Annotated in this window: 17 protein-coding genes and 1 pseudogene; 5 read left to right on the top strand and 13 right to left on the bottom strand. The window is 73.5% G+C overall.

The features are described from left to right. Positions 1 to 52: 52 nt before the first annotated feature. Together VE614_RS01255 and VE614_RS01250 are read right to left on the bottom strand one after the other, a co-directional pair. On the bottom strand, positions 53 to 760 hold the full coding sequence (locus tag VE614_RS01255; RefSeq protein ID WP_324930454.1) for an MBL fold metallo-hydrolase: 708 nt from the start codon (positions 758 to 760) through the stop codon (positions 53 to 55). Between the two features lie 70 nt (positions 761 to 830). Then, positions 831 to 2,186, bottom strand: coding sequence for a dipeptidase (locus tag VE614_RS01250; RefSeq protein WP_324930451.1), 1,356 nt, complete (start codon positions 2,184 to 2,186; stop codon positions 831 to 833). A gap of 170 nt (positions 2,187 to 2,356) precedes the next feature. Here VE614_RS01250 and VE614_RS01245 point away from each other — a divergent pair, with 170 nt between their 5' ends. Beyond that, a complete protein-coding gene (locus VE614_RS01245) occupies positions 2,357 to 3,613 on the top strand; it encodes a geranylgeranyl reductase family protein (protein ID WP_324930448.1) in 1,257 nt (418 codons plus the stop codon). A 2-nt stretch (positions 3,614 to 3,615) separates the two neighbouring features. On the opposite strand, the gene VE614_RS01240 is transcribed toward VE614_RS01245, so the two are convergent. Continuing rightward, positions 3,616 to 4,080, bottom strand: coding sequence for a nitroreductase family deazaflavin-dependent oxidoreductase (locus tag VE614_RS01240; protein WP_324930445.1), 465 nt, complete (start codon positions 4,078 to 4,080; stop codon positions 3,616 to 3,618). A 195-nt stretch (positions 4,081 to 4,275) separates the two neighbouring features. Between VE614_RS01240 and VE614_RS01235 the strand changes: the two genes are divergently transcribed. Both VE614_RS01235 and VE614_RS01230 read left to right on the top strand, forming a co-directional pair. Continuing rightward, positions 4,276 to 5,019, top strand: coding sequence for a TetR/AcrR family transcriptional regulator (locus VE614_RS01235; protein ID WP_324930442.1), 744 nt, complete (start codon positions 4,276 to 4,278; stop codon positions 5,017 to 5,019). A 145-nt stretch (positions 5,020 to 5,164) separates the two neighbouring features. Beyond that, positions 5,165 to 5,820, top strand: a pseudogene (locus VE614_RS01230) (LuxR C-terminal-related transcriptional regulator). Here VE614_RS01230 and VE614_RS01225 read toward each other — a convergent pair. Together VE614_RS01225 and VE614_RS01220 are read right to left on the bottom strand one after the other, a co-directional pair. Continuing rightward, positions 5,781 to 6,065 (bottom strand): DUF6332 family protein, encoded by a 285-nt coding sequence (locus VE614_RS01225; protein WP_324930439.1) that lies wholly within the window; start codon positions 6,063 to 6,065, stop codon positions 5,781 to 5,783. The pseudogene VE614_RS01230 and the gene VE614_RS01225 sit on opposite strands and share 40 nt — an antisense overlap. A gap of 136 nt (positions 6,066 to 6,201) precedes the next feature. Next, positions 6,202 to 7,689, bottom strand: coding sequence for an MFS transporter (locus VE614_RS01220; RefSeq protein ID WP_324930437.1), 1,488 nt, complete (start codon positions 7,687 to 7,689; stop codon positions 6,202 to 6,204). Between the two features lie 86 nt (positions 7,690 to 7,775). Between VE614_RS01220 and VE614_RS01215 the strand changes: the two genes are divergently transcribed. Then, a complete protein-coding gene (locus VE614_RS01215; protein ID WP_324930435.1) occupies positions 7,776 to 8,183 on the top strand; it encodes a MarR family transcriptional regulator in 408 nt (135 codons plus the stop codon). A 37-nt stretch (positions 8,184 to 8,220) separates the two neighbouring features. Here the strand turns inward: VE614_RS01215 and VE614_RS01210 are convergent, their stop codons facing one another. From VE614_RS01210 to VE614_RS01170, 8 genes are all read right to left on the bottom strand, one after another. Beyond that, complete coding sequence (locus tag VE614_RS01210; protein ID WP_414719467.1) at positions 8,221 to 8,967, bottom strand: maleylpyruvate isomerase family mycothiol-dependent enzyme; 747 nt, start codon at positions 8,965 to 8,967, stop codon at positions 8,221 to 8,223. Positions 8,968 to 9,055: 88 nt separating this feature from the next. Further along, the gene (locus VE614_RS01205) at positions 9,056 to 10,258 is read right to left on the bottom strand and encodes an MFS transporter (protein WP_324930432.1); all 1,203 of its coding nucleotides are present in this window, start codon (positions 10,256 to 10,258) and stop codon (positions 9,056 to 9,058) included. 302 nt (positions 10,259 to 10,560) lie between these two features. Continuing rightward, positions 10,561 to 11,139, bottom strand: a complete 579-nt coding sequence (locus VE614_RS01195; RefSeq protein WP_324930429.1) for an AMIN-like domain-containing (lipo)protein — start codon at positions 11,137 to 11,139, stop codon at positions 10,561 to 10,563. A 146-nt stretch (positions 11,140 to 11,285) separates the two neighbouring features. After that, a complete protein-coding gene (locus tag VE614_RS01190) occupies positions 11,286 to 12,731 on the bottom strand; it encodes a glyceraldehyde-3-phosphate dehydrogenase (RefSeq protein ID WP_324930426.1) in 1,446 nt (481 codons plus the stop codon). Between the two features lie 316 nt (positions 12,732 to 13,047). Further along, positions 13,048 to 14,685: a phosphodiester glycosidase family protein gene (locus tag VE614_RS01185; RefSeq protein ID WP_324930423.1), complete on the bottom strand. Its 1,638-nt coding sequence runs from the start codon at positions 14,683 to 14,685 to the stop codon at positions 13,048 to 13,050. A gap of 417 nt (positions 14,686 to 15,102) precedes the next feature. Then, positions 15,103 to 15,333, bottom strand: a complete 231-nt coding sequence (locus tag VE614_RS01180) for a hypothetical protein (protein WP_324930420.1) — start codon at positions 15,331 to 15,333, stop codon at positions 15,103 to 15,105. A gap of 136 nt (positions 15,334 to 15,469) precedes the next feature. Continuing rightward, positions 15,470 to 17,302 carry a glycoside hydrolase family 15 protein gene (locus VE614_RS01175; RefSeq protein ID WP_324930417.1) on the bottom strand — a complete coding sequence of 611 codons (1,833 nt, stop codon included), beginning with the start codon at positions 17,300 to 17,302 and terminating at the stop codon, positions 15,470 to 15,472. Between the two features lie 126 nt (positions 17,303 to 17,428). Beyond that, positions 17,429 to 18,208 carry a DeoR/GlpR family DNA-binding transcription regulator gene (locus VE614_RS01170; RefSeq protein WP_324930414.1) on the bottom strand — a complete coding sequence of 260 codons (780 nt, stop codon included), beginning with the start codon at positions 18,206 to 18,208 and terminating at the stop codon, positions 17,429 to 17,431. Between the two features lie 130 nt (positions 18,209 to 18,338). On the opposite strand from VE614_RS01170, the gene VE614_RS01165 reads away from it, so the two are divergent. Beyond that, on the top strand, positions 18,339 to 19,220 hold the full coding sequence (locus tag VE614_RS01165; protein WP_324930411.1) for an SIS domain-containing protein: 882 nt from the start codon (positions 18,339 to 18,341) through the stop codon (positions 19,218 to 19,220). Positions 19,221 to 19,232: the final 12 nt, after the last annotated feature.

Here is a 19,232-nt window from a genome sequence, read left to right as displayed (position 1 = left end):
CCGCGCAGTCGCGCCCGCCCCGCCTGGACACCCCTGGGGGGCGTTTCGCCCCCTAGGCGTAAGCCTCCGCCGCCTTCCTGAGCGCCTCCCCTGCCCGGCCGACGACCGGATCTCCGTGCCCGAAGCAGGCCACGTCCGTGTCGAGCGCCGCCAGCCGCCGGAAGGACGCGAGGGTCCGCGCCCGGTCCAGGTTCAGCACGCCCATCATCACCGCGCCGTCCACCGGGGACGCCGCCACCGCGTCCCCGGTGAACAGCACGCCGTGCTCCGGGAGATGGAGCGCGATGCTGCCGTCCGTGTGGCCGGGCGCGTGGACGACCCGCGCCCCGCCGCCGAAGTCGAGGACGTCACCGTCGGACACCTCGGCCACCTTCGCCGGGCGCGCGAAGTCGTCCGGCGGGAGGAGCCGGGACGCCGCGGCGTGGATCGGGCGCTCCCAGTCCTCGAACACCGGAGGCGGACCGGGGAGTTCACCCCGGACGAACGACGCGTCCAGCCGGTGCGCGTACACCTCCGCGCCGCTCAGCGCGGCGAACTCGCCCGCCCCGCCCACATGGTCCTCGTGGAAGTGCGTGAGCACGATCCGCCGTACGTCCCCCGGGGTCCCGCCCAGCGTGCCGACCACCTCGGCGAGGGCCGCGCCGGAGCCGCCGAGGCCGGCGTCGATCAGGGTGAACTCGTCGCCGTCGCGCCAGAGATAGGCCTGGCCGACCGGGAAACGCAGCAGACGCAGGCGGGGGAGCAGTTCGATGACGTCCATGACGGGACCGTAGAGGGCCCCCGCCCGCAGGCGAGGGCCCTTAGCTGTGGGCAGAGCCGAGGGTGTGGTGTCAGCTCGCCGCGTAGTTGCGCAGGAACAGCGCCTCCGCCACCGACAGCCGCTCCAGCTCCTGGGGCGACACGCTCTCGTTCACCGCGTGGATCTGCGCCTCCGGCTCGCTCAGGCCGATCAGCAGGATCTCCGCGCGCGGGTAGAGCGCCGCGAGGGTGTTGCACAGGGGGATCGAGCCGCCCTGCCCCGCGTACTGCATCTCCTCACCCGGGTACGCCACCGCCATCGCGTCGGCCATCGCCTGGTACGCGGGGCTGGTGGTGTCGGCGCGGAACGCCTGGCCCTGGCCGATCTGCTCGGTGCTCACCCGCGCACCCCACGGCGTGTGCGCCTCCAGGTGCGCCTGGAGCAGCTTGGTCGCCTCGGCGGCGTCCACGCCCGGCGGCACCCTGAGGCTCACCAGTGCCCGGGCGCTCGCCTGCACCGACGGGGTCGCGCCGACCACCGGCGGGCAGTCGATGCCCAGCACGGTCACCGCGGGCCGCGCCCAGATCCGGTCGGCGACCGTACCCGAGCCGATCAGCTCCACGCCGTCCAGCACCCGGGCGTCCTCGCGGAACTGCTCCTCGTCGTACTGGAGACCGTCCCACGACGCCTCACCGGTCAGCCCGTCCACCGTCGTCGAGCCGTCCTCGGCGCGCAGCGAGTCCAGCACGCGGATCAACGCGGCCAGCGCGTCCGGCGCGGCACCGCCGAACTGGCCCGAGTGCAGATTGCCCGCGAGGGTGTCGATCTGGACGCGGACCAGGGTCATCCCGCGCAGCGTCGACGTCACGGTGGGCAGGCCCACGCGGAAGTTGCCCGCGTCGCCGATGACGATCGTGTCGGCCGCCAGCAGCTCCGGGTGCGCCTCGGCGTACCGCTCCAGGCCGCCCGTGCCCATCTCCTCGGAGCCCTCGGCGATCACCTTCACGTGCACCGGTATGCCGCCGTTCGCCTTCAGCGCGCGCAGCGCCAGCAGGTGCATGATCACGCCGCCCTTGCAGTCGGCGGCCCCCCGGCCGTACCAGCGTCCGTCCCGCTCGGTCAGCTCGAACGGCGGGGTGGTCCACGCCGACTCGTCGAGCGGCGGCTGGACGTCGTAGTGGGCGTACAGCAGGACCGTCCTGGCGCCCTCGGGGCCGGGCAGGTAGCCGTACACGGACTGGGTGCCGTCCGGGGTGTCGAGCAGGGCCACGTCCTGGAATCCCTCGGCGGTCAGCGCGTCCGCGACCCAGCGGGCCGCGCCCTCGCTCTCGCTCTTCGGGAACTGGTCGAAGTCCGCCACCGACTTGAAGGCCACCAGCTCGGTGAGCTCCGCCTTCGCCCTGGGCATCAGCGAGGCGACGGTCTCGGCGACCGGATTCGACGACATGGGCACGCTCCTTGTGGGTGCGACGTTGTACGGTGCGGATACCGCCGATCCTCCCACAGCGGCCCGCCACGATCTTCGCCGTAGGATGCGAGGGACATGGGGGTCCCCCAGCTCGACGAGCCGAGAGCCGGGGGAGCGGCAGCCGGCAGGATCGGGAGCGGTAGACCATCGTGAGCAGCGAGAACTCTTCGGCGGACGACGTCCGGCAGGTGTGGGACGTCGTCGTGGTGGGCGCGGGACCCGCGGGGGCCTCGGCCGCCTACGCGGCGGCGGTCGCGGGGCGGCGCGTGCTGCTGCTGGAGAAGGCGGAGCTGCCCCGCTACAAGACCTGCGGCGGCGGCATCATCGGTCCCTCGCGCGACGCGCTGCCGCCCGGCTTCGAGCTGCCGTTCAAGGACCGCGTGCACGCGGTGACGTTCTCCCACAACGGCCGCTTCAGCCGCACCCGGCGCTCCCGGCAGATGCTCTTCGGGCTGATCAACCGGCCCGAGTTCGACCAGCAACTGGTCGAGCACGCGCAGAAGGCGGGCGCCGAGCTGCGCACCGGTGTCACCGTGCAGCGGGTCGAGCAGCACGGCTCGGCGGTCCCGGACCGGCGTACCGTCGCCGTCGTCCTCCAGGGCGGCGAGACGCTGCTGGCGCGGGCCGTGGTCGGCGCGGACGGCAGCGCCAGCCGCATAGGAGCGCACGTCGGCGTCAAGCTCGGGCAGGTGGACCTCGGCCTGGAGGCGGAGATCCCGGTGCCGGAGACCGTCGCCGAGGACTGGAAGGGACGCGTCCTCATCGACTGGGGGCCCATCCCCGGCAGTTACGGCTGGGTGTTCCCCAAGGGCGACACGCTGACCGTCGGCGTGATCTCGGCGCGCGGCGAGGGCGCCGCGACCAAGCGGTACCTGGAGGACTTCATCGGGCGGCTCGGCCTCGCCGGCTTCGAACCGAGCATCTCCTCCGGGCATCTGACCCGCTGCCGCGCCGACGACTCGCCGCTCTCGCGCGGGCGGGTGCTGGTGTGCGGGGACGCGGCGGGGCTGCTGGAGCCGTGGACCCGCGAGGGCATCTCGTTCGCGCTGCGCTCGGGGCGGCTCGCGGGGGAGTGGGCGGTACGCATCGCCGAGGCGCACGACGCCGTGGACACCCGCCGCCAGGCGCTCAACTACGCGTTCGCCGTCAAGGCGGGGCTGGGCGTGGAGATGGCCGTCGGCAAGCGGCTGCTCCAGGTCTTCGAACGGCGGCCCGGCCTGTTCCACGCGGCCCTGACCGGCCTCCGGCCGGCCTGGCGGGCCTTCATGGACATCACCCGTGGCTCGACCTCCCTCGGCGAGATCGTCCGGACCCGGCCGATCGCCCAGCGCGCGCTGACGGCGCTGGACCGCCGGTCCGCGGCCGGCGACGAGGCCGGCCGTCCTGAGACCGGTCAGTCGTCCTGAGGTCAGCCGGCCGTCCCGGCCGAGGTGATCTCGACGCGGAAGACGGGGTGGTCGGGGGCGATACGGCGCAGTTCGGCGTCGGAGGAGTCCGGGCCGACGCCGTTGAAGAAGACGCCCACCTCGGCCTTCCACCGCTTGAGGTAGGCGCGCAGCAGCGGCGGCTTGTCGTCGTCGGCGACCTCGGTCGCGGTGAAGACGTCGGCCTTCCCGCCGAGCCGCAGTTCGCCGCCGCCCGCCGCGCGCATGTTGTGCGTCCACTGGACGTGGCCGCGCGGGGCGACGAGGTAGTGCCGGTCGTCGATGGTCAGCAGGTTGACCGGGGTGGTCCGCCACTGGCCGCTCTTGCGGCCGCGGACCGCGAGGACGCGGGAACCCCAGACGCTGATGCCGCGGCGGGTCAGCCAGGCGACGGCGCGGTTGAAGACGTTGACGGTGAGCCAGCCGGGCTTGCGGACGTGGGCGGGCATGGCGGGTCTCCCTGGGGTTGGGTGAGCGGGGCGCTCTGCGGTGTGCGGCGGTGTGCGGTGCTCTGCCGGTGAGTGGTGCTCTCGTTTGTGAGCACTGCTCTCGCTTGAGAGCAGTGTGCACGAGAGTGCTGCCCCAGAGCAAGAGCAGTGCTCTCGTTTGTGTGCACCGCTCTGAAACATGGAAGACTCCTCCCCATGAGCAGCAGCACTCGCGGCACCCCGGACACCCCCGGCACGGCAGGCGCCCCCAGCACCCCGCGTGGCGCCCGCGCCCGCGCCCGTCTCGAAGTCACCGAAGCCATCAAGAACGAGGCTCGCCGCCAGCTCGCGCTCGACGGCGCCGCCAAGCTGTCCCTGCGCGCGGTCGCCCGCGAGCTGGGCATGGTCTCCTCCGCGCTCTACCGCTACTTCCCCAGCCGTGACGACCTGCTGACCGCGCTCATCATCGACGCCTACGACTCCCTCGGCGAGGCCGCCGAGACCGCGCACGACGCGGTCGCCGCCGCCGGACCCGTGCGGCGCTGGACCGCCGTCTGCGAGGCGGTGCGCGCCTGGGCCCTGGCGCACCCCCACGAGTACGCCCTGATCTACGGCTCGCCCGTGCCCGGCTACACCGCCCCGCAGACCACGGTGCCGCCCGCGGCCCGCGTCGGGCTCCTCCTCATTCGGATCGTGCGCGACGCCCACCGGGGCCAGGGCGTGGCCAAGACGCCCCTGCCCGCCGAGCTGCGCACCGAGGCCGAGCGCCTCACCGCGGACATCGCCCCCGACCTGCCGCCCGAGGTGGTGGCCGTGCTCGTCGCGGCCTGGGCCGAGCTGTACGGGCTGGTGGGCTTCGAGGTCTTCGGCCAGTTCAACCGGGTCGTCGAGGACCGCGAGCCGTTCTTCCGGCACGCCGTGGCCCGACTCGCCCACTCCGTGGGACTGGTGCACGAGTAGGCCGTGTCGACGGGGCCGGCAGGACGGTGAGGCGCTCCCCGTCCAGCACGGGCGCCCCAGCTGTGGTGCCCCGACACCTCGGCGAGCTTCCCCCCACACCTCCTCGGCGCGCGGGGCCGGTTCGACCGGCCGCTCCAGTCGGCCCGTGTCCGGTGCGGCGCGTGGCCGCGTCGACCGGCTCGCGCCGCTCCGGCAGGTCGTCGAGGTCCGCGCCGGTCAGCCGGTACGTGGTGCCGCGCCGGTCCAGGACGGTCGCGGCCCGCCCCCGGCGTCCGGCGCAGCCCGGAGACGCATCCGCATGCCCGTCCTCGACGGGCCGGCCGCGACCCGCCGGATCACCGAGGACACCGCGCCGGCGGACGCCAGGGTGGTCGTGCTGACCGCGTTCGAGCAGGACGAGTACGTCTTCGAGGCGATCCGCGCGGGCGCCTTCGGCTTCCTGGTGCAGAACACCGCGAGCCGTACGAAGTGCTGCGCGTCGGTGCGGGCGGTGGTGGTTGGGAACGCCCTGCTCTTATGCCCGGGATGACCCGGCGGCTGATCGCCGAGTCCGCCGCCCGCTCCGAGGAGCCCGCGGCGGCCGGAGCGCTGGCCTCGCTCACCGAGCGGGAGCGGGAGGCGATGGCGCTGGTCGGCATCGGCCTCTCCAGCGAGGAGACCGCCCACCGCCTGGTGGTCAGCCCCCTCACCGCCAAGACCCATGTGAGCCGCACGATGGTGAAGCTGGGCGCCCGCGACCGGGCCCAGCTCGTCGTCCTGGCCTACGAGTCCGGGTTGGTGCGGCCGGGCCGGCTCGGCTGAGGAACCGTGCGGAAGCGGACCAGCACCGCGATCACGCGGGCCGCGAACAGCACCGGAGCGACCACCTGGCCGGTGTGCAGCAGCAGCGCCGAGAGTGTGCGCGGCAGCTCGAACAGCAACGCCGGACCGGCGATCGCCCCGAAGACCACCGCCGCCGCGAACGCCGCGCTGCACAGCGCGTACCCGATCTCGACGGTGATCGCGTCCCGTTCGGCCTGACCGCGCCGTCCCCCGTTATGCGTCATACCGCAAGTCTCACAGCCGCGCGCCCGGCGGAGCAAGCGGGCTCCGCCGAGCGCGGGGGGAGGCGGTCCCCCAGGGCCTGCTGGCCATTCCCCCCTGTCCGCCCTCCGGGCGGACGACGGGAATCGTCAGACAGCCCTAGTCGCGTACCGGGACGCGCTTCGCCTCCGGGGTGGTGGACTTGGCGACCAGGACCGACGCCTGGGCGGGCCGGGTGCGCAGGCCCGTCAGGGCGATGAGCAGGCCCGCCACGGCGATGCCCGTGACCACGATCAGCCCCGGCCGGTAGCTGTCGAGGACGGCCTGCGGGGAGGCGCTCTCGGGGGCGTGGGCGGTGACCACCGCCGTGACGACGGCGAGGAAGATCGCGCCGCCGACCTGCACCGAGGTGTTGAGGAGTCCGGAGACCATGCCCTGTTCGTGGTCGTCGACCCCGTTGGTGGCCTGGATGTTCAGCGACGGGAAGACCAGTGCGCAGGCCGCGCCGATCAGCAGCATGCTCGGCAGGATCGCGACCGCGTACACCGGGTCGAGGTCGACGCCGAGGAACAGCGCGTACCCGGCGGCCATCAGCGCGAAGCCGGTCGCGATGAGGCGCGGGGTGCCGAACCGGTCGACGATCGCGCCGACCTTCGTCGACGACACGGCCACCAGCGCGCCCGCCGGCAGGAAGGCGAGCGCCGTGTGCAGCGCGGACCAGCCCAGCAGCGACTGCATGTACAGGGTGACCAGGAACTGGAAACCGACGTACGAGCCGAAGAAGGCCATGGCGCCGAGCTGGGCGCGCACCTGGGTGCCGGAGCGCAGCACGCCGAGCCGCACCAGCGGCCCCGGCGAACGCCGCTCGACGAGCACGAACGCCGTCAGCAGCACGGCCACCGCGAGGAAGGACAGCAGGGTGCGGGCGGTGGCCCAGCCGGCCTCGGGCGCCTGGACGACGGTGAACACCAGCAGCAGCATGGCGGCGGTACCGAGGATGGCGCCGGGGATGTCGTAGCCGCGGTGGTCGCGTTCGCGGGTGCTGCGCGGGAGCAGCTTCAGGCCGGCGACCAGCGCGATCAGGGCGATGGGCGCGGGCAGCAGCATGGTCAGCCGCCAGCTGGCCTCGGTGAGCAGGCCCGACAGCACCAGGCCCATCGAGAAGCCGGTGGCCGCGCAGGTGGTGTAGATGGACAGGGCCCGGTTGCGCAGCGGGCCCTCGGGGAACGTCGTGGTGATGATCGACAGGCCGGCCGGGGCGGTGAAGGCCGCGCTCAGTCCCTTGATGAAGCGGCTGGCGATGAGCAGCGGGCCGGAGTCGACGAGTCCGCCGAGCAGTGAGGCGAGGGCGAAGACACCGAGAGCCACCAGGAAGACCTGGCGCCGGCCCAGCAGGTCGGCGGTGCGGCCGCCGAGCAGCAGCAGGCCGCCGTAGCCGAGGATGTAGCCGCTGACGATCCATTGCAGGGTCGAGGTGGACAGGCCGAGGTCGGCGCCGATGGACGGCAGGGCCACGCCGACCATGGACACGTCCAGGGCGTCGAGGAACATCGCGGCGCAGAGCACGAGCAGGGTGCCCCACAGCCGGGGTGTCCAGCGCACCTCGGGCCGCACTTCAGGTGTGGGAGCAGTGAGCGGAGAGGTCATGGCACGGGAGACTACATGCAGCTGCATCCAATGCAAGCGCATTAAATTCAGGTGCAACAAAGTGACTTCTCTGCTACGGTGCGAGCATGGCGGCGAAGAAGGCGGCCGAGCAGGCGCTTGTGGAGCAGTGGCGGGGCATCCTCGCGCTGCACGCGCACACCCAGTGGGAACTCGACCGGGCCCTGCACGGGCACGGTCTGTGCGCCAGCGACTTCGAGGTCCTCGACGTGCTGGCCGAGGGTGAGACGCCGAAGGGGCCCTGTAGTTACCGCGTGCAGGAGATCTCCGAGCGCGTTCACCTCAGCCAGAGCGCGCTCTCCCGGCTGATCGCACGGCTGGAGAAGGACGGACTGGTCAGTCGCGGCATGTGCCCGGAGGACCGGCGCGGAGTGCGGGTGGCCCTCACCGAGAAGGGGCGCGCCCTGCACGCCGAGGTGCTGCCGGTGCAGCGGGCGGTGCTGACCCGGATGCTGAGCCGGGACGCGCAGGACTGAGCCGGGACACGCGGGGGCTGAACGCGGGGCCGCGGCGTCAGACGGCCGATCGCTCCCGCCACAGGTCGGCCAGCGCGCGATCGCCGGTCACCGACGGAACGGGCAGCCGGTTCCACAGCGCCAGATACAACTCCTCTGCCCGGCCCGAGAGTTCGCAGTCGGCCTCTCCCGAGGCGTCCCGCGTCGTCACCGGCGGCTTTGGTGACAGCCGTACGGTCCACACCGTGTCCGTGTCCGTGGCGCGGACCCGCAGCATCCGGGGCTCGTCCGTGCGCACCCGGCTCCGGGAACGGGCCTGGAAGCCGCGCAGCAGCTCGTCGATGCCGTCCGCCGCGAAGTCGCTCTCCACCCGGCTCGGGGTGCCGCCGCCGAGTGCCGCCTCCGCGTCGAAGCGGTGCACGGCGGTCTCGTGGGCCTGCCGGCGGACCCAGAACTCCAGGGGCGAGGGGGCGGGCAGGAACGCCCAGCACGCCACGTCGGGCGCCGCCCCGGCGAGCGTGTCGACGAGCCGGCGATGCGCCTCGCGGTACCAGGCCACCAGCTCGGCGCCGTCGAGGTCCGGCGGATCGCCGAGGGGGCGCCGCTCGGCGTGGCCCTCCCGGACGTACGACGCGGCCCAGCGGTGCACCGCGCCGGTGTGCCGCAGCAGGTCGCGCACCTGCCAGTCGGGGCAGGTCGGCACCGCGGCGCCGGTCCCGGCCCGTTCGGCGGCCGAGGCGAGCAACCGGCCTTCCCTGTCGAGGATCTCGACGTAGCGGCCTGTCTCCAGAGCGGTGGATTCCATACGGCAGAGTCTGCCGGATGGAGCACGCTCCAGGGCAAGTCGGTTCTCCCACCGCCGTCTTGGAGCGGGCCTCGTCCCTCGGTCCTCGCTACGCCGTGACGCGCCGCGTCGCGAACCCGAGCAGCGCCGCCGCCGCCGCGAGCGCCGCGACGCTGGTGAGGGCGGCCGGCAGGGAGAACCAGTCGGCCATGAAGCCGATGACGGGCGGGCCCAGGAGCATCCCGCCATAGCCCAGCGTGGAGGCGACGGCGACCCCGCTGGGGCCGGCGAGGGCACCCGCCCGTTCCACCGCGACCGGGAAGAGATTGGCGAGGCCGAGACCCGCCACCGCGAAGCCGAGCAGCGCCGCCCACAGCGAGGGCGCCAGCGAGCCGAGCAGCATGCCGGCGGCGGCGGTGGTGCCGCCCGCGACCACGGTGGTGGTCCGGCCCAGGCGCTCCAGGAGCACCGTTCCGCTCAGCCGGCCCAGGGTCATGGCGAGCGCGAAGCAGGAGTAGCCGATCGCCGCGAGGCCGGGGGAGGCGTGGAGGTCCTGTTCCAGGTGGAGCGCACCCCAGTCGGCCAGCGCGCCCTCGCCGTACGCCGTGCACAGGGCGATCAGGCCGAAGACGGCCACCAGGGCGCGGGTGCGGCGGTCGGGGCGGGGCGGGGCGCTCGCGGCGGATCGCCCGCGTGTCGACGGTTCCGACGGCTGGAACGGTTGTCGTGCCGCCGGCGGCCTCGATGGCCGATGGCGCAGCAGTGCCGGTGCCGCGAGGGCGGTGACGAGCAGGCCGATCAGGGTCAGTCCCAGCAGATGCCGGGTGGGGGAGAAAGCGCCCGCCACGAGCGCGCCCAGTCCCGCGCCGATCATGCCGCCCAGGCTGAACGCCGCGTGGAAGCTGGGCATGATCGGCCGGCGCAGGGCGGCCACCAGCTCCACCGCCGCGCTGTTGAAGGCCACGCTGATCCCGCCGTAGGCCGCGCCGAAGACCAGCAGCACCGCGCCGAGTGCGAGCGCGGAGTGGGTGAGCGGGGGCAGGGCGACGCTCAGGGAGAGCAGGACCGCGCAGGCGACGGTCACCTGGTGGTTGCCGAAACGGCGGCACAGCCGTCCGGTGAGGATCATCGTGACGACCGCACCGGCGGAGACGCCGAGCAGGGCGAGGCCGAGGGTGCTGGCGGAGGCGCCGGTCTGTTCCTTGATGGCGGGGATGCGGACGACCCAGCCGGCGAAGATGAAGCCGTCGAGGGCGAAGAAGGCGGTCAGGGCCGCGCGGAGCCGGGTGAGGTCGCTGTGGTGACCCGGCACGACGCTGTGCGAACGGGTTTTGTTTATTTGCGGCACAAACTGAGGTTAGGAGGCGGACGGGGGCGGGGCAAGGGGGCGATCGGGGCCGGGGCCTGGGCAGGGAGGGGCGGCGCGGGGACGTGCTGTTCGGTCCGGCCGGCTCGCTGTCCGCCTGTGTCTTCATGACGGCGATCCCGGTCCTGAAGCCCTGGGTTCCGACCCGGCGGGGCCGGAAGCCGCGGGCGGGGTCGGTCCGGCCGTACCCCACCGGCTGCCGGGCGGGTGCGGCAGCCGGTCCGGCCGGTCTCAGGGGCCGGTCCGGGTCACCGGCTGCCGGTCCAGTTGTGGGCCACGTCCACGACGACCCGGTCGGTCGTCTGCGTCACCCGGAACGGCAGCCGGGCGCGGACGCCCAGCCCGATCTGGGTATCGCCCTCGAAGCTGCCCGCGAAGCGGGTGTCGCGGAAGGTGCGGTATCCGGTGAGGTCCACGCCCGGGAGCGGGCGCCCGACGCGGCCGGGATAGGTGGGCGCCCCGGTGCCGGGGTCGTAGGCGGGTGCCGCGACCCGGACCTCCAGGACGGCGCTGCCGCCGACCGGGACGGGGCGGCCCGAGCCGTCCTGATGGAGCCGGTCGACGTACCCGACCCGGTAGCCGACGCCCTTGCCGGCGCCGGGGACGTCGATGACCAGCCGGTCGTAGCAGGCGTGCCGGCCGGCCCTGACGTTCGTCAGCGGTTCCGTCGTGCCGGCGCCGCCGGACTTGGCGCGGCTGCCCCAGCCGGTGGGGCAGGCCGTGGTCTGGGTGGTGGTGGGTGCGGTGGCCTGGGCCGGTACCGCTGCCGCCACCGACGTGATGCCGATGAGCGCGGCTGCCGCCCATGCTGTTTGTTTTCGTCCCATTGCGTCCCCTAGGGGCATTCGTTGTCCGATATCAGTTGAGACAGTCGGGTTCCCCGAATGGTTGCGCTCTCGCCCGAGGAGACGGAAAAGCGGCCGTGCGCCCGGCCGGTGAGGCCGGGCGCACGGCCGCTGCCGGTGGTCCCTGATCAGGCGCCGGGCGCCGGGTAGGTCGGGTACTCCACCCCGGAGACGTGCTGCACGACGCGGATGACCTGGCACGAGTAGCCGAACTCGTTGTCGTACCACAGGTAGAGGATCGCGTTGTCGCCGTCGACCTTGGTCGCGCCGGCGTCGACGATCGAGGCGTGCCGCGAGCCGATGAAGTCGCTGGAGACCGCGTCGGGCGCCGTGGTGAAGTCGATCTGGCGCTTGAGCGGGGAGGTCAACGAGACGTTCCGCAGGTAGTCCAGGACCTCCTCGCGGGTCGTCTCACGGCCGAGGCGCAGGCTGAGGATCGCGATCGAGACGTCCGGCACCGGCACGCGGATGGAGCTGCCGGTGATCGGCGCCTTGAGGTCCGGCAGCGCCTTGGCGACCGCGGAGGCGGCACCGGTCTCGGTGATCACCATGTTGAGCGGCGCGGAGCGGCCCCGGCGGTCGGCCTTGTGGTAGTTGTCCAGCAGGTTCTGGTCGTTGGTGAACGAGTGGACGGTCTCCACGTGGCCGCGCAGCACGCCGAACTCGTCGTCCATGGCCTTCAGCGGCGGGACGATCGCGTTGGTGGTGCAGGAGGCGCAGGACAGGATGTTCTCGTCCGGCTTGATGGTGTCGTGGTTGACGCCGTGCACGATGTTCGGGACGTCGCCCTTGCCCGGCGCGGTCAGCACGACCTTGTCGATGCCGGGGCGCAGGTGCTTCGACAGGCCCTCGCGGTCACGCCACTTGCCGGTGTTGTCGATGAGGATGGCGTCCTTGATGCCGTACGCCGTGTAGTCGACCTCGGAGGGGTCGTTGGCGTAGATCACCTTGATGGTGTTGCCGTTGGCGACGATCGCGCCGGCTTCCTCGTCGACCGTGATCGTGCCCTGGAACTGGCCGTGGATCGAGTCGCGGCGCAGCAGCGAGGCCCGCTTCACGAGGTCCTGCTCACCGCCGCCGCGCACGACGATGGCGCGCAGCCGCAGGCCGTTGCCCGAGCCGGACTTCTCGATGAGCAGCCGGGCGACGAGGCGGCCGATGCGGCCGAAGCCGTAGAGGACGACGTCCCGGCCCTCGCGCCGCTCGATCTTGTTGGTGCCGGTGGCGCCGGCGACGGCCTCGGCGGTGAACTCCGCGATCGGCAGTCCGCGGTCGTCGGCCTTGTAGGTGGCGGCGAGCATGCCGATGTCGATCTGGGACGGGCCGAGATCGAGCGCGGTGAGCGCCTGGAGGAACGGCATCGTCTCGGTCACCGACAGCTCCTCGCCGGCGATCTGCCGGGCGAAGCGGTGGGTCTTGAGGATGCTGACCACCGACTTGTTCACCAAGGAGCGGCTGTGGAGGAGGACGGTGACGTCCCGCTCCCGGTGCAGCTTCCCGATGATCGGGATCATCGACTCCGCGATCTCCTCGCGGTTCTTCCAGTTCGTGAACGAGTCCTCGTTGACAGTCACAGGTCCATCTTTCGAGCTAGGTGGCGCTCAGATGATAACCATGCTTCTTCCCGGTGCTCGGAGGGGGGTGCGGGTGGCGGTGCTGCGGGAGGGCGGAGAGCCGGGGACGTTCCCGCACTGGCTGGTGACCGGCATCGACCCGGACGGCGACGGGCTGTCGCCGGTCGGCACCGGCCCCGGCCATCCGCACCGCAACGGACGGGGAGCGCGGCTGGGGCGGCCCCTGGCCCCGGCGGGCGACCCCGCGCACCGCTACGTCTCCGCCGGCCGCACCCTGGTCGGGCTCTACCGGCGACGGCGGAGCCCGGCCCCGTCCTCAGGGCAGTACGACCAGGGTGTCCCCGGCGGGGCGCTCGCCCGCGGGGTCGCTGGGGTGGCCCTGCAGCTCGTTGCGTACGACCATCGCCGTCGAGCCGCCGCCGTCCAGGTTGATCGCGTGCACCGCGCCGAGGCCGCGCATGACCTCAGCGGTCTCGGTGATCGACAGACCGGCGCTGTGCCCGGGGCGACGGCCGTCGACGGTGAGCAGGAGGATGCGCCCGTCACGGGTGACACCGGCCGCCGTGCGCGGATTGCGGCGCAGATACCAGTCGTTGTAGAGGCCGGCGCGGTCCACGCCGTCGATGTCCTCGGGGCTCCATCCGTCCCGCACCGGGTCGAGGACCGGCTCGCCGTCCCGCAGCAGCAGCGGACCGCCGTTGACGACGGAGGTGTCCGGGGTGAGCGCCAGCGGGGTCTGTGTCTCGGCGTCGACCACCGTGCCGCGCACCGTCAGCGGCGCACCGGCCCTGGCGTGGGCGCGCAGCCACTCGGCTCCCGTCCCGGTGCCCTGGAGCACGGTGCCGAGCGGGGGGACGGACCCGCCGCGGCCCTCCCGGACCGCGGTCACCCGGCCGTCGGCGTCGAGCGTGGCCTGGAATCCGGGGCCCTCCGGGGCGGCGGTGCCGAACGCGGGGGTGACGGCGATCAGCTCGTCGGCGTTGCCGCAGGTGTAGTCGTGCGCCGGGCGGGTGAACGGGGTGGCGTTCCCCACGCCGCCGCAGTTCACGATCAGACCGGGCCGCCGGTTGAGGCCGGTCACCTCGCGGGAGGCGCCGTCGGCCGTGGCGACCGTGATCCGGGTCTCGACCCGGCGGACCGAGGTGTTCCGGCCGGAGCCGGTCGGCACGATCAGGGCGGGCCGACCGTTCACGGCCTCCGAGACGAGGTCCCCGCCGACCACCGAGACGCCGGCGGGATCGCCGTCGGTGCCCGCCACCCAGTTGCCGGGTGTGGTCCTGTCGCCGCCGATGACGAAGTAGCCGGCGTTGACCGCGGCGAGGGCTCCGGTGCGCCGCGCCACCGAGCTGGTGGTCTCGCGGCCCGGCACGATCCCGGTCGTCAGCTCGGACCGCAGCCGGCCGCGGAAGCGCGCGGGGTCGATCACGAGCACGTCCAGCGACCAGGGCCCGGTCGTCGTGTGCCCGTCCTCGCTGGTGTGCTGGACGTTCCCGGGCAGCCCGCGGGCCGTGATCTGGTCCTCGGCGCGGTCGGCGGCGGCCCGGTCGGCGTACCGGCCCACCCGCACCATCCAGCCGAGCGGCCGGTCACCGGACCCCTGGGGATCCGGCCCGGCGGTGCGGTCCCGCCGGGGTGCGTAACCGGCGGCGCGGGCCTTCCGTTCCAGCTCGGCGGCCTCCGCCTCGCTGGTGGCGACCCCGATCGTGACGGTCCAGAAGTCGTCCGCCGACTTGCGGCCACGCTCGATCGCGATGTGGGTCACCCCCGGCGCCAGCTCCCGGGAGGTCCGGGTCTCGTCCAGTGCGGCGGCACCCAGCGGCAGTTCCTCGGCGGCCGTCGCGTCGGTCTGCCGCGCGGCCGACCGGTTGTCCACTGTGGCGGCGAGCGCGGCGGCGGCCACACAGGCGCCCGTCGTCCCGGTGATCAGCCAGCGGCGTGCCGTTCGGCTTGTCATAGAGCGTGCCCTTTCAGGTACGGAGAGTCGGCTCTGACCGTGCACGCCGCCCACGTCATCCAGACGGCGGCCACCTCACCGCGCGATGGCGGAGGAGTGGCCGTACGGCGGCGACAGCGCAGGGCGCACACGGTTCATGGGCGATCCGTGGTCCGGGGCACGCGAGGGGTCGATGGGGCGATGCTTTTCGGCCATGATCAGCTGGAGCATCATTCCACAGGCCGTTCTCCCGCTCACGGGAGGGCCGGGGGTCGGCGGTGTGGGCGAAAGCACTGGTCAGGCCAGCGGGCCGTGAGTCCGGCGCCCGCCCGGCAGCGTGGCCCGCCCGGCAGCGTGGCGTACACCGGCATCCGCCGCAGCTGCCGGCGTCCGCGGTGAGCGGATCGATGTCCGCGGTGAGCGGATCGACGTCCACCACTACCAGGTCAGCCGGATCGCGACCCTGATCAGCGCCCGCGCCCGGGCTGCCGCCGTGAGCGCCGCCCGCACCGGGAGGCACTGCTCCGGAGGCCGGGCGGGCCGCTCGTCACCGGTCCGGCCGACCGCCGCCGCGATGCCCGGCCGCGGGTCCAGCGGCGCGACCGGGGTGTCCGGACCGAACTCCGGCGGCGACGGCCACGGTCCGGCCGCCCGCGATCCGCAGCGCACCGAGCGGTCCGCCCGCGCCGAGCCGCGCTCCGGTCGGCGTCAGCGCGGGCGGCGGGGTGCCGGGGCCGTCGTCCCCGCGGGGGCGCGGGCACGCCGTCGAGGCTCGTCCTGCGCACACTCCGCCAGGCCGGGCGGATCAGCCGAGGGCGCGGTCCAGGTGGAACACGGCGCTGATCAGGGCGAGGTGGGTGAAGGCCTGCGGGAAGTTGCCCTGTTGCTCGCCGGTGTGGCTGATCTCCTCGGCGAACAGGCCCAGGTGGTTGGCGTAGGTGAGCATCTTCTCGAACGCCAGCCGTGCCTCGTCCACCCGGCCCGCGTGCACCAGCGCCTCGACGTACCAGAACGAGCAGATGGAGAACGTGCCCTCGTCGCCGCGCAGTCCGTCCGGGCTGGCCTGCGGGTCGTAGCGGTAGACCAGCGAGTCGGACACCAGTTCCTCGGTCAGCGCGTCCAGCGTGGAGAGCCACTTGGGGTCGGTCGGTGCGATGAACTTGGTCAGCGGCATCATCAGCACCGCCGCGTCCAGCACCTCGCCGCCCTCGTACTGCACGAACGCCCGCCGTCTCGCCGACCAGCCGCGGCTGTGGATCCGCCGGTAGATGGCGTCGCGGGCCTCCCGCCAGCGGGGCAGATCGGCGGGCAGTCCGCGCCGGTTGGCCATCCGGATGCCCCGCTCGATCGCCACCCAGCACATCAGCCGCGAGTACAGGAAGTCCTTGCGGCCGCCCCGGGTCTCCCAGATCCCCTCGTCCGGCTGGTCCCAGTGCGCGCACACCCAGTCGACGAGCGCGCAGACGTCGTCCCACTGGGCGCTGGAGATGGGCCGCGCCCACTTGTCGTACAGGTAGATGGAGTCGATGAGGGCGCCGTAGATGTCCAGCTGGAGCTGCTCGGCCGCCGCGTTGCCGACCCGGACCGGCGCGGACCCCAGGTGCCCCTCCAGATGGGGAAGTTCACGCTCCGTCAGATCGGTGCGGCCGTCGATGCCGTACATGATCTGGAGCGGGCCGGAGGCCCGGCCGTCGCCCGGGCTGATGTGCCGGGTCACGAAGTCCATGAACGCCTGGGCCTCGCCGCTGAAGCCCAGCCGCAGCAGCGCGTACACGCAGAACGCCGCGTCCCGCACCCACACGTACCGGTAGTCCCAGTTGCGCTCGCCGCCCGGCTGCTCGGGCAGGCTGGTGGTGGGGGCGGCGACGATGGCGCCGGTGGGCGCGTAGGTGAGCAGCTTCAGGGTGAGCGCCGAGCGGTGCACCATCTCCCGCCAGCGGCCCCGGTAGCGGGACTGGGACAGCCAGCGGCGCCAGTACGCCACCGTGGCCTGGAACTGCTCCTCGGCCTCGATCCGGGGGCACCGGCGCGGCGCCACCTCGCCGCCGACCTGGTCCAGGGCGAACACCGCGGACTCGCCCTCGGCGAGCTTGAACTCGGCCCGCGCGTCCGGCCCGTCCGCCTCCAGCGGCACGGTCGCGGTGAGCGCGAGCGTGAGCGCGGCCGAGGCGAAGAGTGCCACGCCGTCGTCCATGCGCAGGGTGTGCGGCTGGGCGCCGAAGTCGAAGCGGGGTGCCACACGCGCGCGGAACAGTGCCGACCCCCGGACGCACACCACCCGGCGGATCAGCCGGTGCCGCTCGGCCTCCGCCCGCTCGTCGCGGATCGGCATGAAGTCCTGCACCTCGCCCACGCCGTCCTCGGTGAAGAAGCGGGTGATCAGGACGTTGGTGTCGGGGAAGTAGAACTGCCTGGTCCGCGCCGGGCCGGCCGCCGACAGTCGGAAGCAGCCGCCGCGCTCCGCGTCCAGGATCGAGGCGAAGACGCTCGGGGCGTCGAAGGCGGGGCAGCAGTACCAGTCGATGGTGCCGTCCGTGCCCACCAGGGCCATGCTGCGCAGGTCGCCGATCAGCCCGTGCTCGGCGATCGGCAGGTACCGCGAGCCTCCGAAGCCGCCGTCCCTCGATGCCTCGGCCATCGCAGCCTCCCTCGAACGGTCCGCCAGCGCGGTTCCAGCTTAGGGCGGTGCGGGTCGCCGGGCCCCCGGAATCGATCAGTCCGGGGCGGGCGGCGCGGATGCCTGCGGGCAGCCGGGGGAGTGCCGTCACACCGCGACGACCCGGATCCCCGCCTCCTCGAACCGCCGGACGACGCCCTCGTCCGCCGCCGCGTCGGTGACCAGGGTGTTCACGGCCCGCGCGGCGCAGATGCGGGCGAAGGCGCGGCGGCCCAGCTTGGTGGAGTCGGCGGCGACCACCACCCGCTCGGCGCGCTCGCACAGCAGCCGGTTGATCGCGGCCTCCGCCTCGTCGTGCGCCGCGGCGCCGTGCACCACGTCGAAGGCGACCACACCCAGCACCGCCACATCCAGCGTGACCTGGCTCAGCACCCCGTCGGCGAGCGGCCCGATCAGCTCGTACGACTGCGCCCGCGCCACCCCGCCGGTCACCACGATCTTGAACTGGGGCCGCACGGCCAGCTCGTTGGCGATGTTGAGCGCGTTGGTGACGACGGTGAGCGCGGGCGAGCCGGAGCCGAGATCCCCGCGCACGGCCAGCGCGCGGGCCACCTCGGTGGTGGTCGTGCCCCCGGTCAGCCCGACCGCCTCGCCGGGCGCGATCAGCTCTGCCACCGCCTTGGCGATGCGCTGCTTCTCGGAGGCGCGGCGGGCCGTCTTGTAGCGCAGCGGGAGTTCGTACGACACCCCGTGCACCACCGCCCCGCCCCGGGTCCGCACGAGCATCTGCTGCTCGGCGAGCTGGTCGAAGTCCCGGCGGATCGTCGCGGCCGACACCTCCAGCTCGGCGGCGGCCTCCTCGACGTCCAGCCGGCCCCGCTCGACGAGCAGTTCCAGCAGCGCCTTCCAGCGGGCGTCGCGCGACATCCGCACCCTCCATCCGGTCCCGGTCCTCCTCGGCGACCCTAGCGCACCCCATCTCGGCAGGAATGCTTGAAGATGCTCGAAAGCTCGCGCTATCTTGCAAAAACAATCACAACGTCGGGAGGGCTACGGCATGACGCATGTCGAGGACGAGCTGCGCACCCAGCCGGAGTGCTGGACCCGGGCCGCGGCGGAGGCACCCGGCCACCGCGCGGCCCTGCCCGCGCCGGGGGAGCGGGTCGCGTTCGTCGGCTGCGGCACCTCGTACTTCATGGCGCGCGCCGCGGCCGCGCTCCGGGAGGGCACCGGCCAGGGCGAGTCGGACGCGTTCGCCGCCTCCGAGTTCCCGCACGGCCGCCCGTACGACCGGGTGGTGGCCCTCACCCGCTCCGGCACCACCACCGAAGTGCTCGAACTGCTCGCCGCGGCGCGCGGCCGCCTCCGCACCACCGCCGTCACCGCCGACCCGCGCACCCCCGTCGCCGAGGCCGCCGACGCCCTCGTCGTCCTCGACTACGCGGACGAACGCTCGGTCGTGCAGACCCGGTTCGCGACCACCGCGCTCACCCTGCTCCGCGCCCACCTCGGCCTGCACACCGACGCCGTCACCGCCGACGCCCGCACCGCCCTCGCCGGCGAACTGCCCCAAGGTCTCGTCGGCCGCACCCAGTTCACCTTCCTCGGCCGCGGCTGGACCGTGGGCCTGGCCGACGAGGCCGCCCTCAAGCTGCGCGAGGCCGCCGGAGCATGGACCGAGTCCTACCCGGCGATGGAGTACCGGCACGGCCCCGTCAGCGTCACCACGCACGGCACCGCCACCTGGATGCTGGGCGAGGCTCCCCCGGGACTCGCCGACGAGGTCCGCGCCACCGGCGCCCAGTGGATCGCGGGCCGCCTCGACCCGCTCGCCGAGCTGATCCGCGCCCAGCGTCTCGCGGTCGCCGTCGCCACCGCCCGCGGCCTCGACCCGGACCGCCCCCGCCACCTCACCCGCTCGGTGATCCTCGCGCCCTGACCCCCCGCCGGA

This window comes from Streptomyces sp. (genome assembly GCF_035645055.1).
Lineage (GTDB): Bacteria > Actinomycetota > Actinomycetes > Streptomycetales > Streptomycetaceae > Streptomyces.
The sequence above is the reverse complement of the archived record's forward strand: the minus strand, read 5'-3'. Positions and strand labels throughout refer to the sequence as shown.

What these genes read in the sequence shown, in the direction of transcription:
- VE614_RS01255 (WP_324930454.1), bottom strand. Translation starts at nt 760, where the DNA reads ATGGACGTCATCGAACTGCTCCCCCGCCTGCGTCTGCTGCGTTTCCCG.
- VE614_RS01250 (WP_324930451.1), bottom strand. Translation starts at nt 2,186, where the DNA reads ATGTCGTCGAATCCGGTCGCCGAGACCGTCGCCTCGCTGATGCCCAGG.
- VE614_RS01240 (WP_324930445.1), bottom strand. Translation starts at nt 4,080, where the DNA reads ATGCCCGCCCACGTCCGCAAGCCCGGCTGGCTCACCGTCAACGTCTTC.
- VE614_RS01235 (WP_324930442.1), top strand. Translation starts at nt 4,276, where the DNA reads ATGAGCAGCAGCACTCGCGGCACCCCGGACACCCCCGGCACGGCAGGC.
- VE614_RS01225 (WP_324930439.1), bottom strand. Translation starts at nt 6,065, where the DNA reads ATGACGCATAACGGGGGACGGCGCGGTCAGGCCGAACGGGACGCGATC.
- VE614_RS01220 (WP_324930437.1), bottom strand. Translation starts at nt 7,689, where the DNA reads ATGACCTCTCCGCTCACTGCTCCCACACCTGAAGTGCGGCCCGAGGTG.
- VE614_RS01215 (WP_324930435.1), top strand. Translation starts at nt 7,776, where the DNA reads ATGGCGGCGAAGAAGGCGGCCGAGCAGGCGCTTGTGGAGCAGTGGCGG.
- VE614_RS01210 (WP_414719467.1), bottom strand. Translation starts at nt 8,967, where the DNA reads ATGGAATCCACCGCTCTGGAGACAGGCCGCTACGTCGAGATCCTCGAC.
- VE614_RS01195 (WP_324930429.1), bottom strand. Translation starts at nt 11,139, where the DNA reads ATGGGACGAAAACAAACAGCATGGGCGGCAGCCGCGCTCATCGGCATC.
- VE614_RS01185 (WP_324930423.1), bottom strand. Translation starts at nt 14,685, where the DNA reads ATGACAAGCCGAACGGCACGCCGCTGGCTGATCACCGGGACGACGGGC.
- VE614_RS01175 (WP_324930417.1), bottom strand. Translation starts at nt 17,302, where the DNA reads ATGGCCGAGGCATCGAGGGACGGCGGCTTCGGAGGCTCGCGGTACCTG.
- VE614_RS01170 (WP_324930414.1), bottom strand. Translation starts at nt 18,208, where the DNA reads ATGTCGCGCGACGCCCGCTGGAAGGCGCTGCTGGAACTGCTCGTCGAG.
- VE614_RS01165 (WP_324930411.1), top strand. Translation starts at nt 18,339, where the DNA reads ATGACGCATGTCGAGGACGAGCTGCGCACCCAGCCGGAGTGCTGGACC.